The following is a 15,982-nucleotide window of genomic DNA, read 5'->3' on the forward strand; positions in this document are numbered from 1 at the left end:
AACCCCTACTTAATGGATCTGAACTGAACAACACTCACTGAGGCGTTTTCGCCGACGGCAAGAGTTGCTCCTTGAACGGAATATCAGCGGGTACGCTGATTCCGCTGGCAAGCCACTGACTGCTCCACCCGAGAATCAGGTTTTTGGACCAATCAGCGACCAATAGAAATTTTGGTACGAGCTGTGATTCTTTCCACCACCCGTCCTGCTGTACCGGCCCCAGGCTCAACAGCCCGACCGCCACGACCACCAGCAACACGCCACGCGCTGCGCCGAAGGCCATGCCGAGGAATCGATCGGTCCCGGACAACCCGGTGACGCGAACCAACTCGCCGATAAGATAATTGATCATTGCGCCCACGATCAGTGTGGCGACAAACATGATGGCACAGCCCGCGATCACGCGAGCCGATGGGGTTTCGATGTATCCGGCGAGGTACTCGGACAATGAGCCACCGAACATCCAGGCGACGACTCCTGCGATGATCCAGGTCACCAGCGATAATGCTTCCTTGACGAAGCCGCGGCTCAAACTGATCAAAGCGGAGATGGCGATGATTGCAACGATCGCCCAGTCAACCCAGGTAAATGGCACAGTGCAGCCTACAGACGGATAAGGCGGCGCATTTTAGCAGAGCGCATGCCTCTCGGTAAGCTGCGATTGTCAGTGCATTTCAATCGAGGCGATAGTTTTTAACCACGCTCGGGCTGGAAGCGCACGACAAAGCCCTTGAGGTTCTGCTGACGACCCAACAGATCACGCAGACGATCGGCTTCGGCACGCTCGATCAGCGGACCGACAAACACCCGATTCTTGCCATCGGCCGAACGGATATAGGCGTTGTAGCCTTGGCTGCGCAGGGTTTTCTGCAAACTCTCTGCACTGGCGCGACTCGACAGACTGGCCAACTGCACCGACCAGCTCACCGACAGGCCATTGGCATCGACGCGGCTTTGCGTGGTGTCCGGCTTGGTCGAGGACGCAGTGATCGGCTGAGCAGGCGCCGGAATCGGCTTGGCCACCGCCGGCGGCGCAACAGGCTTGGTGATCATGATGGGAGCCGTCGGCGTCGCGGCGACGGGCGCAGCAGGCGCTGTGTCTTCGGCGACTTCTTCATCAGTCGGCACCGGCTCTTGCGGCAAGGCTTGCGGCTCGGGAACAGCCACCGTCTCCATCTGCACTTGCGGCACGACAGGCGCTTGCGGCGCGGCGGGTGCTTCGACGGTCACCTGACGTTGCTCGTCCTGACGGGAAAACAGCATCGGCAGGAAAATCACTGCCAGCGCGACCAGCACCAAAGCGCCAACCATGCGCTGCTTGTACGCTTTATCCAGCAAAGCCATTTGCCGCTTCCTCCGTGGAGCGCCGGGCCAGCCATTCAAGGGCCTCGGCGACACAATAAAATGATCCGAACAACAGAATCTCGTCGTCACTGGTGGCTACTGCGCACTGCCCTTCCAGCGCAGCGGCGACACTGTCGTAAGACGTGACCGACGCACCAAGGTTCTGCAATGCAGCGTTTAATTCAGCCACCGGACGGGCACGCGGAGAATCCAGCGGCGCCACCGCCCAATGCTCGACACTAGCATTCAATTCGCTGACAACACCATCCAGATCCTTGTCGGCCAACAGACCAAACACCGCCAGGCGCTTGCCGACCGGTGGTCGCGAGGCCAGACGACGAGCCAGATACTCGGCGGCATGCGGGTTATGCCCGACATCCAGCAACAGGTTCAGACGCTTGCCGTTCCAATCGAACGAGCGGCGATCCAGTCGACCGACCACACGAGTCGCCTGCAAGGCCGCGACAATCTGCTGCGCATTCCACGGCAAACCGAGCAGCAAGTACGCCTGCAACGCCAACGCGGCGTTCTCCATCGGCAGATCAAGCAGCGGCAAGTCACGCAATTCGACAACCTGACCCCGCGCGTCGGTGCCGCGCCACTGCCAGTGCTGATCGGTGATACCGAGGTCAAAATCACGCCCACGCAGGAAGAACGGACAGGCCAGCTCACGCACTTTATCGAGCAACGGCTGCGGAGGATTCAGATCGCCGCACAGGGCTGGCTTGCCCTGGCGGAAGATCCCGGCCTTCTCGAAAGCCACGGATTCGCGGGTGTCGCCCAGATAATCGGCGTGATCGACGCCAATACTGGTAACCAGCGCGATATCGGCATCGACCACGTTGACCGTGTCCAGCCGCCCGCCCAGCCCGACTTCCAGCACCACCGCATCCAGCCCGGCCTGCTGAAACAGCCAGAACGCCGCGAGGGTGCCCATTTCGAAGTAAGTCAGGGAAGTGTCGCCGCGGCCGGCCTCGACTGCTGCGAAGGCTTCGCACAGCTGCGCGTCAGTGGCTTCGACGCCATTGAGCTGCACCCGCTCGTTGTAACGCAGCAGGTGCGGAGAATTGTAGACACCAACGCTCAGACCCTGCGCCCGCAGCAATGAAGCCACGAATGCGCAGGTCGAACCCTTGCCGTTGGTGCCGGTGACCGTGATCACCCGAGGCGCCGGCTGGCCCAGCCCCATGCGGGACGCTACCTGTTGTGAACGCTCCAGGCCCATGTCGATGGCCGAAGGATGCAACTGCTCAAGGTAGGCGAGCCATTCACCAAGGGGGCGCTCGGTCATAGGCCAGCAGGGACCGGTGGAACCACGATCGGCTCGATTGGCGCGGCGACGAATTTCGGCGTCGGCTTGCCAGTCATTTGTGCCAGCAGGTTACCCAGACGCGGGCGCAGTTCCTGACGGTGGATGATCATGTCGATCGCGCCGTGTTCCAGCAGGAACTCGCTGCGCTGGAAGCCTTCCGGCAGTTTCTCACGCACGGTTTGTTCGATAACGCGCGGACCAGCGAAGCCGATCAGGGCTTTCGGCTCACCGACGATCACGTCGCCAAGCATCGCCAGACTCGCCGAAACACCGCCGTAGACCGGGTCGGTCAGCACGGAGATGAACGGAATGCCTTCTTCACGCAGACGCGCCAGCACTGCCGAGGTCTTGGCCATCTGCATCAGCGAGATCAGCGCTTCCTGCATGCGCGCACCACCGGAGGCGGCAAAGCAGATCATCGGGCAGCGGTTTTCCAGCGCGTAGTTGGCGGCGCGAACGAAGCGCTCACCGACGATGGCGCCCATGGAACCGCCCATGAAGGCGAATTCAAAGGCCGAAACCACCACTGGCATGCCCAGCAAGGTGCCGCTGACGGAGATCAGCGCGTCTTTTTCGCCAGTCTGCTTCTGGGCAGCGGTCAGGCGATCCTTGTACTTCTTGCCGTCGCGGAATTTCAGACGGTCAACCGGCTCCAGATCGGCGCCCAGTTCGTTGCGACCTTCAGCATCGAGGAAGATGTCGATGCGTGCACGCGCGCCGATGCGCATGTGATGGTTGCATTTAGGGCAAACGTCCAGGGTCTTTTCCAGCTCCGGACGATACAGCACCGCCTCGCAAGACGGGCATTTGTGCCACAGACCTTCAGGGACCGAGCTCTTCTTGACCTCGGAACGCATGATCGAAGGGATCAGTTTGTCTACTAACCAGTTGCTCATGCTTTCTTTCTCCAGTACCGGCGGCCCGAACGCTCTGGTTCGCAGCCCCGCGTATGCCCTTCAGCTAAATTCATGTGTGTGGCGATGGTGGTGGAAAGCCACGGTCAGCGCGAAACATGACCTGCGTGCGATCCAGAAACCCTCAGCCGCGCCTGCTTTGTGCAAGTGCATTGATGGACGGCGGCAGACTGCCAGCCGTCACATCAATATGGCGCTTTGCGTACCGCGTTGATGAACGCGCGAATCTTTGCGTGATCCTTGATGCCTTTGCTCACCTCTACCCCACCGCTGACATCTACCGCGTACGGCTTTACCCGAGCCACGGCGTCTGTGACGTTCTCTGGGGTCAAACCACCCGCGAGAATCAACGGTTTGCTCAAACCTTGCGGAATCAATGACCAGTCGAAGGCCTCGCCGGTTCCGCCCGGTACGCCTTCGACATAAGCGTCGAGCAGTACACCGCTGGCGCTCGGATAGGCATCCACCGCTGCGGCAATATCATCACCCGCCTTGACCCGCAACGCCTTGATGTACGGGCGATGCCAGCCTTCGCAATCTTCCGCGACTTCATCACCATGGAACTGCAACAGATCCAGCGGCACGGCATCGAGGATTTCCCCCAACTCGCAGCGGCTGGCGTTGACGAACAGGCCCACGGTGGTCACGAACGGCGGCAATGCCTGAATAATCGCTCGCGCCTGCTGCACCGTGACCGCACGCGGACTCTTGGCATAGAACACGAACCCGATCGCATCCGCCCCGGCCTCAACGGCGGCCAGCGCATCTTCTATGCGGGTAATCCCGCAGATCTTGCTGCGAACGGCTGGCATATCGAGAAAAACTCCGAGGTAAAATCCGGGAAAGTCCCGGATGGTAACAAAAGCGTTCGAGGGCGTCAGCCGTCAAGTTCGGAGAAACCCGTAAGGAAATGTGGCCCGATAAAACGCTCGGGCAACGGGAATTCGTCGTGGTACTCGACCTGCACCAGATACAAGCCGTACGGATGCGCCGTAACGCCACCGGAACGGCGCTCGCGACTTTCCAGTACTTCCTTCATCCACTCGACCGGGCGCTCGCCGGCACCAATGGTCATCAACACGCCAGCGATATTGCGCACCATATGATGCAGGAACGCATTGGCGCGAATATCGAGCACGATCATCTTGCCGTGACGGGTCACGCGCAGGTGATGCATCTTCTTGATCGGCGACTTGGCCTGGCACTGGCCAGCGCGGAACGCACTGAAATCGTGAGTACCGATCAGGTACTGCGCAGCTTCAGCCATGCGCTCGACGTCCAGCGGGCGGTGGTTCCAGGTGATTTCTTCGTTGAGATGCGCCGGCCGAATCTGATCGTTGTAGATCACGTAGCGATAACGCCGGGCGATGGCTTTGAAGCGCGCATGAAAATGCGCCGGCATCACCCGCGCCCAACTGACACTGATGTCGTGAGGCAGATTGATATTGGCGCCCATGACCCAGGCTTTCAGCGAACGATCGACGGTCGTATCAAAGTGCACCACTTGCCCGCAGGCATGCACGCCGGCGTCGGTACGTCCGGCGCACTGCAGCGAAACCGGTGAATTGGCGACTTTCGACAGCGCTTTTTCGAGTTCTTCCTGCACCGTCGCCACACCCGTCAACTGACGCTGCCAGCCGCTGTAGCGCGAGCCTTTGTACTCAACGCCCAGCGCGACGCGGTAAAAGCCGTCGGGGGCCATTTCGGCGACCGGGTTATCTATGTTTGCCAAGGTGGGACAGCCTGCTGTTTGTGCAAAGGCGGGCATTATAAGGCTGTCGTTCAGGGATACCAGAGTTCTCTATTGGCAGTTCCGGCCCTATCGCGAGCAGGCTCACTCCTACAGGGGAACGCATTCCAAATGTAGGAGTGAGCCTGCTCGCGATAGCAATCATTCAGACACCACTGAATCCGGCACAAACAAAAACGGCAGCCTCAATGGGCTGCCGCTTTCGTTTACCGCTGGCCTTACTACAAGCTCGAGAGCATGTCCTTGGCCTCGCCACGTTGCTTCTCGTCACCCTCGGTCAACACTTCGTTGAGGATGTCGCGCGCACCATCGCTGTCGCCCATGTCGATGTAGGCCTGAGCCAGATCGAGCTTGGTCGCCGCTTCGTCGGTGCCGGCGAGGAAGTCGAAATCATCTTCGCCCAGATCATCACCCTTCATTGCATCGGCTTCGGTGAAGGTCGGTTCGGCGATGCTTTGTGACAGGCGATCCAGCTCGGCGTTGACGTCATCCAGCTCAGCCGCGAACGCATCCGGTTCCGCCGCTGGATTGCTGTCCATTTCGTCGGCCAGCGACAGATCGAAATCGGCCGGCAGTTCCAGATCATCTTGTGGCACGTCAGCCACCACTGGCGCCTCGACCGGCGGCAGATCCTTCACGCCTTCGTCCAGGTCCAGCAGGAAGTCATCGTCCGCCAGATCAACCGCTGGAGCTGCCGGCTCGGCACCGAGGTCCAGATCGAGGTCGAAGTCCGACAGATCATCCAGATTCTCTTTGATGTCGGTCTGCTGTTGCAGCACCGATTCGAAGCTCAGGTCGTCGTCCGCCGGGAATTCATCCAGCTCGACCGGCGCTTCAGGCTCAACCACCGGCGCAGGCTCTACCGGCGTGATGTTGTCGAGATCGTCCAGGCTCAGATCAAACGCGCTGTCGAGGTCGTCTTCCACTGGCGCTGGCGCCGGTGCTTCAGGCTCATCGAGCAGCAGATCCTTGACGTATTGCGCGTCCAGCTCGGCAGCCACGGCGGCAGCGGCCAGACCACTGGCAGCGACGACGGCCATGGCCGGGAAGCGGCTTTTCAGTTCTTCGACCTTGGCGAAGTTGTCGCCGTTGGCCACCAGCTGACGCTCCTGACCGACGAACGCGTCGCGGTCGCCCTGCTGACCGTAGACTTCCATCAGCTTCAGACGCAGATCACTGCGCTGCGGCTCCAGGCTGACGCCCTCTTCGAGCAGCGCGGCAGCCTGATTCAGGCGACCGGCGTTGATATGCGACTGCGCCTTGTCGAGCACGTCATCGGATCGCTCGGCGGCGGGAGCTACCAGCGGCGCGGCAATCGGCTCAGCCATCACGATCGGGGCGACTACCGGAGCCACTACGGGTGCAGGTGCCGGAGTGTTGAGCTTGACGCTCGCCGCCGGGGTTTCCAGACCTTCGAAGCTGCTTTCCGGCAGATCCTGTTCGGCGGAGAACTCTTGCTCTTCCGACAGCGCGCGGGCCATGCGCATGTGTTTTTCGGCCTCTTGCTGTGCTTTGCGGCGGCGCGCCAGCAGCAACAACAGGAGCAGCAGAACCACAGCACCGCCGCCCACCAGCCCCAGCAGAATCGGGTTGGTCAGCAGTTCGTTAAAGGTTTTCTCGTCTTCGACCACCGGTTTCGGCGTAACCACTGGCTCGACGACTGGCGTTTCAGCCGGTGGTGCAATGGCGGACTCTGGCGTCGGCGCTGCGTCTGCCGGAGTAGCTGGCGGGGTGGCGGCGAGCTCAGCCGTGATTGCAGGCACCGCCGGTGCGGCAGGATTGGTGGCCGGCGCAGTGCCCGCACCTTCAGCTTGCAGTTTTGCCAACTGATTGTTCTTCAGCTCGATCAGCTTTTGCAGCTTGTCCAGCTGACTCTGCAGATCGGACATGCGGCTTTTCAGTTCCTCGTTGTCACGACGGGTCGTGTCGAGGCTTTCCTGAGTGACCGCGAGCTTGTTGCTCAGTGCCTTGGCATCACCTGCCGGGCCTTTGCCGCGCGCCTTGGCGCTCTCAGCGGAGACCAGGCTCAGATTGTCCTGGGCGTTCTGTGCTGCACCGGTGTTACCGCGACCACGGTTGGTGGCATCGAGCTGCTGCTGACCAGTGCCCGGTTTGGCCACATAACGACGACCCTGACGCCAGGCTTCGTTCTGCGCAGCGACTTCGGCAATCGCTTTCGACTGCGGCAATGCCGTGCTTTGCACCGCATCCGGCAGACGCAACACCTGGCCGGTTTTCAGGCGGTTGATGTTGCCACCGATGAATGCATCCGGGTTCAGCGCTTGAATAGCGAGCATGGTCTGCTGCACCGAGCCGCCGGTACGCGCCTTCGCGGCGATTTCCCACAGGGTATCGCGCGGCGTGGTGGTGTATTGCGTCGGGTGCGTGGCGCCAGTGGTCGGCGCGGCGATGGTCTGCGACGGCGCTGGCTGTGCGGCGGCGTCAGCGGTCTGTGGCGAGAACTTCGACGGATCCAGCAGCACGCTGTAATCGCGCAGCAGACGGCCGTTCGGCCACATCACCTGCACGAGGAATTTGACCATCGGCTCCGACAGCGGCTTGCTCGACGTTACGCGCAGCACGCTTTTGCCGCTGGCGTTGAGCACCGGGGTAAAGGTCAGATCGTTGAGGAAGGCCTGGCGGTCGACGCCGGCCTTGGCAAAATCTTCAGGTGAAGCCAGGCTCGGCACCACTTCGGCAGCAGTGAGATCCTTGACGTCGAGCAGCTCGATCTCAGCCACCAGCGGCTGGTTCAGGGTCGACTTCAGGGTCAGCTCCCCGAGCCCGAGGGCATGCGCCATACCGGAGGACAGCGCCGAGGCGGCCGCTATTGCTAACACCAGTTTGCGAACTTGAACCATAGCCTCATCCTTTGTTTGAACGTTCCTCGGCCAGCGAGAAGATGTTGAATACCGCTGCCGTAAGGCATTGCGCGCGACGACGACAGATGTCGCGCGCGATCATTTCTTTGATGCCCCGGAAAGTCCCGGAGGGTGACACGTTATCAAGCGATCTGGGCAAGCATAGCGCTCACCTAGAATCAGTCGACAAATTGTTGCCAAGTATCTTTTACAGCAGGTCTTTTATCAACAATTCAGCCACCTGCACAGCGTTAAGGGCCGCGCCTTTGCGTACGTTATCTGACGTCAGCCACAGATTTAGTTCCGCCGGATCGTCGACACCGCTGCGCACGCGACCGACATAGACAACGTCCTGCCCTACCGCATCACCGACTGCAGTCGGGTAATCACCGGCCTCGACCAGCTCGATACCCGGCGCATCTTCGAGTGCAGCGTTGACTTTTGCCAGGTCGACAGCCGACGTTGACTGCAAGGTCACGCTAAGGCTATCGCCAAAAAACACCGGGGCTTGAACGCAAGTTGCGGAAATCTTTAATAAAGGCTTGGCCAGCACCTGACGCAACTCGCGCACCAGACGTTTTTCCAGCAGCGTATGGCCCTGCGCGTCGGGCGTGCCGACCTGAGCCAACAGGTTGAAGGCCATCTGCCGATCAAAGAACGTCGGCTCCAATGGACGCATGTTCAGCAGCTCGGCGGTCTGCCGCGCCAGCTCGGTCACGGCCTCGCGCCCCTGGGCGGAAACGGCCAGATTGGCGGTGACGTTGACATATTGCAGGTCAAGCAGATCAAGCACTGGCGCCAATACCACGGCGAGCGAAGTGGCCGACGGGCTTGGGCTGCTGATCTGAAACGGCGCTTTCAAACCAGCGAGCACTTCGGCGTTGGCTTCGGGTACTACTTGCGGCGCCTGATCGGCCGGCAGCGCGCCGGACAAGTCGATCAGCGAGCAACCGGCGGCGTGGGCACGGGCGGCGTAGCTCAGGGTAATCGCCGGGCCTGCGGCGAAAAACACCAGTTTGACCTTGCTGAAATCGAACTCGTCGACTTCGCGAACGCGCACGTTCTTGTTGCGGTACAGCACCGAGCTGCCGGCGGATTCGCTGCTCGCCAGCAGGTGCAGGGTGCCGACCGGGAAGTCGCGCTCTTCGAGAATCTGTACGAGGGTTTCGCCGACAGTACCGGTGGCGCCGATCACGGCAATATCTAGGGTCTGGGTCATGGTGCGAGCCTCTGGCGAAACGGGGGGAGCGGCACTTTACCGGGTGACTGGCGCACAGGCAATTTCTGCGGGATTTGCGGTGTCTGGACCGGCCTCTTCGCGAGCAGGCTCGCTCCCACCTTTGAAATGCATTCCCCCTGTGGGAGCGAGCCTGCTCGCGAAGGGGCCAGACTAGGCAACCGAGAAATCCAAGGCATAAAAAAACCCGCACCTCTTTCAAGGCACGAGTTCTTTCATTACTTCAAGCAATCAACGCTCAAGCAAAATCCGCAGCATGCGACGCAGCGGTTCGGCCGCGCCCCACAGCAATTGGTCGCCGACGGTGAAGGCACCGACGAACTGCGAACCCATGTTCAGCTTGCGCAGACGACCCACCGGCACATTCAGGGTGCCGGTAACCTTGGTCGGGCTCAGCTCCTGCATGCTGATCTCGCGCTGGTTTGGCACCAGTTTGACCCAAGGGTTGTGCTGGCTGATCAGCCCTTCGATGTCGGCGATCGGCACGTCTTTGTTCAGCTTGATGGTCAGCGCCTGGCTGTGGCAACGCATGGCACCGATGCGCACGCAGATGCCATCGACCGGGATCGGGCTCTTGAAGCGGCCGAGGATCTTGTTGGTCTCGGCCTGGGCCTTCCACTCTTCGCGGCTCTGGCCGTTCGGCAGTTCCTTGTCGATCCACGGGATCAGGCTACCGGCCAGCGGTACGCCGAAGTTTTCGGTCGGGTACGCTTCGCTGCGCATGGCATCGGCCACGCGACGGTCGATGTCGAGGATCGCGCTGGCCGGATCAGCCAGTTGATCGGCGACAGCGGCGTGGGTCGCGCCCATTTGCTTGATCAGTTCACGCATGTTCTGCGCGCCGGCACCCGAGGCCGCCTGATAGGTCATGGCGCTCATCCACTCAACCAGACCGGCTTCGAACAGACCGCCCAGGCCCATCAGCATCAGGCTGACGGTGCAGTTGCCGCCGATGTAGTTCTTGGTGCCCGCGTCGAGCTGCTGGTCGATGACCTTGCGGTTGACCGGATCGAGAATGATCACCGCGTCATCGTTCATGCGCAGGCTCGAGGCCGCGTCGATCCAGTAACCCTGCCAGCCGGCTTCGCGCAGCTTGGGGAACACTTCGCTGGTGTAGTCGCCGCCCTGGCAGGTCAGGATCACGTCGAGGGTCTTCAGCTCGTCAATGCTGTAAGCATCCTTGAGCGGAGCAATGTCCTTGCCCACGGACGGGCCTTGGCCACCGACGTTGGACGTGGTGAAAAACACCGGCTCGATTAGATCGAAATCCTGCTCTTCCAGCATCCGCTGCATGAGCACGGAACCGACCATCCCGCGCCAACCGATCAGACCTACACGTTTCATCGCAACTACACCTTCTTGAAAAGTGGGCCGCTGCTTTGTATTGAATTTCGCAGCGGGCCCGAGAGATTACAGATTCCGCAGCGCGGCGACTACTGCGTCGCCCATTTCCTGCGTACCGACTTTGCTGCAACCGGCCGAATAGATGTCGCCAGTACGCAACCCTTGATCAAGGACAACGCTGACAGCTTTTTCGATAGCATCGGCCGCGTCGTGCAGATTGAAGCTGTAACGCAGCATCATTGACACCGACAGAATGGTCGCCAACGGGTTGGCGATGCCTTTGCCAGCGATGTCCGGGGCTGAACCGTGGCAAGGCTCGTACATGCCCTTGTTGTTGGAATCCAGCGAGGCCGACGGCAGCATGCCGATGGAGCCGGTGAGCATCGACGCTTCGTCGGAGAGGATGTCGCCGAACATGTTGTCGGTGACGATCACGTCGAACTGCTTCGGCGCGCGCACCAGTTGCATGGCGGCGTTGTCGACGTACATGTGGCTCAGTTCGACTTCCGGGTAATCCTTGGCCACTTGCTCGACCACTTCACGCCACAGTTGGCTGGACGCCAGCACGTTGGCCTTGTCCACCGAGCAGAGCTTTTTGCCACGGACCATGGCCATGTCGAAGCCGACACGGGCGATGCGGCGGATTTCGCTTTCGCTGTATGGCAGCGTGTCGTAGGACTGACGCTCGCCGTTTTCCAGGGTACGGGTGCCGCGTGGCGCACCGAAGTAGATGCCGCCGGTCAGTTCACGGACGATGAGGATGTCCAGGCCAGCAACGATTTCCGGCTTCAGGCTCGAAGCATCGGCCAGTTGCGGGTACAGAATCGCCGGACGCAGGTTGCCGAACAGGCCCAGTTGCGCACGGATTTTCAGCAGGCCACGCTCAGGGCGGATGTCACGCTCGATGGTGTCCCATTTCGGGCCGCCAACGGCGCCCAGCAACACGGCGTCAGCAGCGCGGGCACGGTCGAGGGTTTCATCGGCCAGCGGCACGCCGTGCTTGTCGATGGCGGCGCCACCGATCACGTCATGGCTCAGCTCGAAGCCCAGGCTGTATTTGTCGTTGGCCAACTCCAGCACCTTGACCGCTTCGGCCATGATTTCCGGACCAATACCGTCACCTGGGAGAATCAGAATCTGCTTGCTCATGCTTTCCTCGTGTCTTCAGTCGGTGCGCCAACTTAGGCGCGCCCGGAAAAATTCTTATCGCTCAGCCATCAATACGATTACATCTGTACTGAACGAGCCGTCGGCATCAATCTCAAAATATTCACGCACTTCTTGGCCCATCGACTGCTGCAACTGGCGGATCGCGGCGCGCATCACTTCAGGCGTGCGCATGCGTTCAACCCAACTGGTGTACTCCAGACGCAGGCGCTGACGCGTGGTACTGCTTACATGCAAACCGGCCTCGCTGACCTGACGCAGCCATTCGGCGGCGGAATAATCGCGCACATGACTGGTGTCACGCAGCACCTCGACGCTTTGCAGGTAAGTGTCGAACAACGGACTGCCCGGTGACAACACATCAACGAACGCCGCCACACCGTCCGGCTTCAACACCCGACGCACTTCGCGCAGGGCCACGCCGAGATCGCTCCAGTGATGCGCCGAATAACGGCTGAACACGAAGTCGAACTCGCCATCGGCAAACGGCAGACGCTCGGCGGCGCCGTTGACCGTGGCAATGTTGCTTATGCCGCGATCAACGGCAGCGGCGGCGACCACGTCGAGCATTTGCTGCGACAGGTCGTAGGCGACCACTTCCCTGACCAGCGGTGCCACGTGAAAACTGACGTGACCGGCGCCGCAGCCCAGATCCAGCACCCGGGCGCTGCCCTGCCCTTTCAGCTCAGCCTGTAGCAGGGCGAACTCGGTGCCTTGAGCGTGAACGGCGCTGCTCAGGTAGGCGGCGGCCTGTTCACCGAATTGCTTTTGTACGACCTGAGTGTGCTGGGCGGTGCTGGTCATGGTCACATCCTTCTGGGTTTTAGCCTTTTATTGCCTGGACTAACGCCTTCGCGAGCAAGCTCGCTCCCACACTTGAAATGCATTCCCCTGTGGGAGCGAGCTTGCTCGCGAAGAGGCCAGCCTGAACTGCATCAATTCAAAAGTTGCTTATGCGTCGCGGAACAACCACGGCTGGCTAACCCGATGCTTGGCCTCAAACGTCGCAATCGCATCACCGTCCTGCAAGGTCAAACCAATATCGTCCAGACCATTCAACAGGCAGTGCTTGCGGAACGCATCGATCTCGAAGCTGTACACCTTGCCATCCGGACGGGTCACGGTCTGCGCTTGCAGATCGACCTGCAATTGATAGCCCGGCTCAGCCTCGACCTGCTTGAACAACTCATCGACTTCAGCGTCGCTCAAGATGATCGGCAGCAAGCCGTTCTTGAAGCTGTTGTTGAAGAAAATGTCGGCGTAGCTCGGCGCGATGATGCTGCGGAAACCGTATTCTTCCAGCGCCCATGGCGCGTGTTCACGGCTGGAGCCGCAACCGAAGTTCTCACGGGCCAGCAACACGCTGGCGCCTTGATAACGCTCGGCGTTGAGCACGAAGTCCTTGTTCAACGGGCGCTTGGAGTTGTCCTGATACGGTTGCCCGACATCGAGGTAACGCCACTCGTCAAACAGGTTCGGGCCGAAACCGGTGCGCTTGATCGACTTCAAGAACTGCTTCGGAATGATCTGGTCGGTGTCGACGTTGGCACGATCCAGAGGCGCGACAAGACCAGTGTGCTGGGTAAAAGCTTTCATGCTGCGCTCCTTTAGATCAATTCACGAACGTCGATGAAACGACCGTTCACCGCTGCCGCAGCCGCCATGGCCGGGCTGACGAGGTGGGTACGGCCACCGGCACCCTGACGGCCCTCGAAGTTACGGTTGGAGGTCGAGGCGCAATGCTCGCCGGACTCCAAACGGTCCGGGTTCATCGCCAGGCACATCGAGCAGCCCGGCTCACGCCATTCGAAACCGGCTTCGAGGAAAATCTTGTCCAGACCTTCGGCCTCAGCCTGCGCCTTGACCAGACCCGAGCCCGGCACCACGATCGCTTGCTTGATGGTCGAAGCGACTTTGCGGCCCTTGGCGATCACCGCCGCAGCGCGCAAATCTTCGATCCGCGAGTTGGTGCAGGAACCGATAAACACGCGATCCAGCTGAATGTCGGTGATCGCCTGATTGGCGGTCAAACCCATGTACTTCAAGGCACGGACGATCGAGTCGCGTTTGACCAGATCCATCTCTTGGGCCGGGTCCGGCACGTTCTGATCAACGGCCAAAACCATTTCCGGGGACGTGCCCCAGCTGACTTGCGGCTTGATCTGTGCGGCGTCGAGCTCAACCACGGTGTCGAACTTGGCGTCGTCATCGGAAACCAGGTCTTTCCAGGCTTCGACGGCCATGTCCCATTCGGCGCCTTTCGGTGCGAATGGACGGCCCTTCACGTAATCGACAGTCTTCTGGTCCGCTGCCACCAGGCCAACGCGGGCGCCGGCTTCGATGGACATGTTGCAGATGGTCATGCGGCCTTCGACGGACAAGTCGCGGATCGCGCTGCCAGCGAATTCGATGGCGTGGCCGTTACCGCCGGCGGTGCCGATCTTGCCGATCACCGCGAGGACGATGTCCTTGGCGGTCACGCCGAACGGCAATTGCCCTTCAACGCGCACCAGCATGTTTTTCATTTTCTTCGCGACCAGGCACTGGGTGGCGAGCACGTGCTCGACCTCGGAAGTGCCGATACCGTGCGCCAGAGCACCGAACGCGCCGTGAGTCGAGGTGTGCGAGTCGCCGCAGACCACGGTCATGCCCGGCAAGGTTGCCCCCTGCTCCGGGCTGATCACGTGGACGATGCCCTGGCGAACGTCGTTCATCTTGAACTCGACGATGCCGTATTCATCACAGTTGTCATCGAGGGTCTGAACCTGCAAACGCGAGACCTGATCGGCAATGGCTTCGATGCCGCCCTTGCGCTCCGGGGTCGTCGGTACGTTATGGTCCGGGGTCGCGATGTTGGCATCGATGCGCCAAGGCTTGCGCCCGGCCAGACGCAGGCCTTCGAAGGCTTGCGGCGAGGTCACTTCGTGGATGATGTGACGATCGATGTAGATCAGCGCCGAGCCATCGTCGCGCTGCTTGACCAAATGCGAATCCCAGAGCTTGTCGTAGAGCGTTTTGCCGGCCATCAGACGGTTCCTCATCAGCTTGTTTCTATGCCCTGGGCTTATCAATAACCCTTTGGCTTGTGAGGCCGATCCTATGGGGTTAGATTAAATAACTCAAATTCATATTTTTTATGCTTTGGATAACCAACTGGAATACGAACATGGATCTGGCCAACCTCAACGCTTTTATCGCGATTGCCGAGACCGGCAGCTTCTCCGGCGCCGGCGAACGCCTGCACCTGACACAACCGGCGATCAGCAAACGCATCGCCGGGCTGGAGCAGCAATTGAAGGTGCGCCTGTTCGATCGACTGGGCCGTGAAGTCGGCCTGACCGAGGCTGGCCGCGCCCTGCTGCCACGGGCGTATCAGATTCTCAACGTGCTGGATGACACCCGCCGCGCCCTGACCAACCTCACCGGCGAAGTCAGCGGTCGCCTGACGCTGGCCACCAGTCACCACATTGGCCTGCACCGTTTGCCGCCTCTATTAAGGGAATTCACCCGCCGTTACCCAGAGGTGGCGCTGGATATTCAGTTCCTTGATTCGGAAGTGGCCTACGAAGAAATTCTCCACGGCCGCGCCGAACTGGCGGTCATCACCCTGGCGCCGGAGCCTCACGCACTGGTCAAAGCCACGCCGGTCTGGGACGACCCGCTGGATTTCGTGGTCGCCCCGGAGCATTCACTGATCAGCAATGGCCCCGTCACTCTGGCGGACATTGCCGGTCATCCGGCGGTTTTCCCCGGTGGCAACACCTTCACGCACCACATTGTCCAACGGTTATTCGAGGCCCAGAGCCTGACGCCGAACATCGCCATGAGTACCAACTACCTGGAAACCATCAAGATGATGGTCTCGATCGGCCTGGCCTGGAGCGTTTTGCCGCGCACCATGCTCGACGAGCAGGTGGCAAGCATCGTATTGCCGGGCATACAGCTCAGTCGCCAGCTAGGCTATATCCTGCACACTGAACGGACGCTCTCGAATGCGGCGCGGGCCTTTATGGCCTTACTGGATGCACAAATCGATCTGCCAGGGACTTGAGG

General features: G+C 60.6%; 14 protein-coding genes. 1 reads left to right on the forward strand and 13 read right to left on the reverse strand.

Features of this window, described 5'->3' with window-relative positions; translation table 11 throughout:
* Nucleotides 1–34 precede the first annotated feature (34 nt).
* From HU754_RS19495 to leuC, 13 genes are all read right to left on the reverse strand, one after another.
* On the reverse strand, nt 35–595 hold the full coding sequence (locus tag HU754_RS19495; RefSeq protein WP_007913461.1) for a CvpA family protein: 561 nt from the start codon (nt 593–595) through the stop codon (nt 35–37).
* A gap of 98 nt (nt 596–693) precedes the next feature.
* A complete protein-coding gene (locus HU754_RS19500; protein WP_093432096.1) occupies nt 694–1,344 on the reverse strand; it encodes an SPOR domain-containing protein in 651 nt (216 codons plus the stop codon).
* A complete protein-coding gene (folC, locus tag HU754_RS19505; RefSeq protein ID WP_186624652.1) occupies nt 1,328–2,635 on the reverse strand; it encodes a bifunctional tetrahydrofolate synthase/dihydrofolate synthase in 1,308 nt (435 codons plus the stop codon). Before folC ends, HU754_RS19500 begins: the two co-directional genes overlap by 17 nt.
* A complete protein-coding gene (gene accD / locus HU754_RS19510; protein ID WP_007913458.1) occupies nt 2,632–3,552 on the reverse strand; it encodes an acetyl-CoA carboxylase, carboxyltransferase subunit beta in 921 nt (306 codons plus the stop codon). Before accD ends, folC begins: the two co-directional genes overlap by 4 nt.
* Before the next feature lie 203 nt (nt 3,553–3,755).
* Complete coding sequence (locus HU754_RS19515) at nt 3,756–4,382, reverse strand: phosphoribosylanthranilate isomerase (RefSeq protein WP_186624653.1); 627 nt, start codon at nt 4,380–4,382, stop codon at nt 3,756–3,758.
* Nucleotides 4,383–4,447: 65 nt separating this feature from the next.
* A complete protein-coding gene (gene truA / locus HU754_RS19520) occupies nt 4,448–5,272 on the reverse strand; it encodes a tRNA pseudouridine(38-40) synthase TruA (protein WP_034152768.1) in 825 nt (274 codons plus the stop codon).
* Nucleotides 5,273–5,541: 269 nt separating this feature from the next.
* Nucleotides 5,542–8,181: a motility hub landmark protein FimV gene (locus tag HU754_RS19525; RefSeq protein WP_186624654.1), complete on the reverse strand. Its 2,640-nt coding sequence runs from the start codon at nt 8,179–8,181 to the stop codon at nt 5,542–5,544.
* A 208-nt stretch (nt 8,182–8,389) separates the two neighbouring features.
* On the reverse strand, nt 8,390–9,400 hold the full coding sequence (locus tag HU754_RS19530) for an aspartate-semialdehyde dehydrogenase (protein ID WP_186624655.1): 1,011 nt from the start codon (nt 9,398–9,400) through the stop codon (nt 8,390–8,392).
* Nucleotides 9,401–9,649: 249 nt separating this feature from the next.
* Nucleotides 9,650–10,762 (reverse strand): aspartate-semialdehyde dehydrogenase, encoded by a 1,113-nt coding sequence (gene asd, locus HU754_RS19535; RefSeq protein WP_007913448.1) that lies wholly within the window; start codon nt 10,760–10,762, stop codon nt 9,650–9,652.
* Nucleotides 10,763–10,828: 66 nt separating this feature from the next.
* Nucleotides 10,829–11,911, reverse strand: coding sequence for a 3-isopropylmalate dehydrogenase (gene leuB / locus HU754_RS19540; RefSeq protein WP_038363640.1), 1,083 nt, complete (start codon nt 11,909–11,911; stop codon nt 10,829–10,831).
* Nucleotides 11,912–11,965: 54 nt separating this feature from the next.
* Nucleotides 11,966–12,733: a class I SAM-dependent methyltransferase gene (locus HU754_RS19545; RefSeq protein ID WP_180698909.1), complete on the reverse strand. Its 768-nt coding sequence runs from the start codon at nt 12,731–12,733 to the stop codon at nt 11,966–11,968.
* 147 nt (nt 12,734–12,880) lie between these two features.
* Nucleotides 12,881–13,525: a 3-isopropylmalate dehydratase small subunit gene (gene leuD / locus HU754_RS19550; protein WP_007913445.1), complete on the reverse strand. Its 645-nt coding sequence runs from the start codon at nt 13,523–13,525 to the stop codon at nt 12,881–12,883.
* Nucleotides 13,526–13,536: 11 nt separating this feature from the next.
* A complete protein-coding gene (gene leuC / locus HU754_RS19555) occupies nt 13,537–14,955 on the reverse strand; it encodes a 3-isopropylmalate dehydratase large subunit (RefSeq protein WP_186624656.1) in 1,419 nt (472 codons plus the stop codon).
* A gap of 140 nt (nt 14,956–15,095) precedes the next feature.
* On the opposite strand from leuC, the gene HU754_RS19560 reads away from it, so the two are divergent.
* A complete protein-coding gene (locus HU754_RS19560; RefSeq protein ID WP_093432075.1) occupies nt 15,096–15,980 on the forward strand; it encodes a LysR family transcriptional regulator in 885 nt (294 codons plus the stop codon).
* Nucleotides 15,981–15,982 lie beyond the last annotated feature (2 nt).

Source organism: Pseudomonas zeae, from assembly GCF_014268485.2.
GTDB classification, from domain to species: Bacteria; Pseudomonadota; Gammaproteobacteria; order Pseudomonadales; family Pseudomonadaceae; genus Aquipseudomonas; species Aquipseudomonas neuropathica.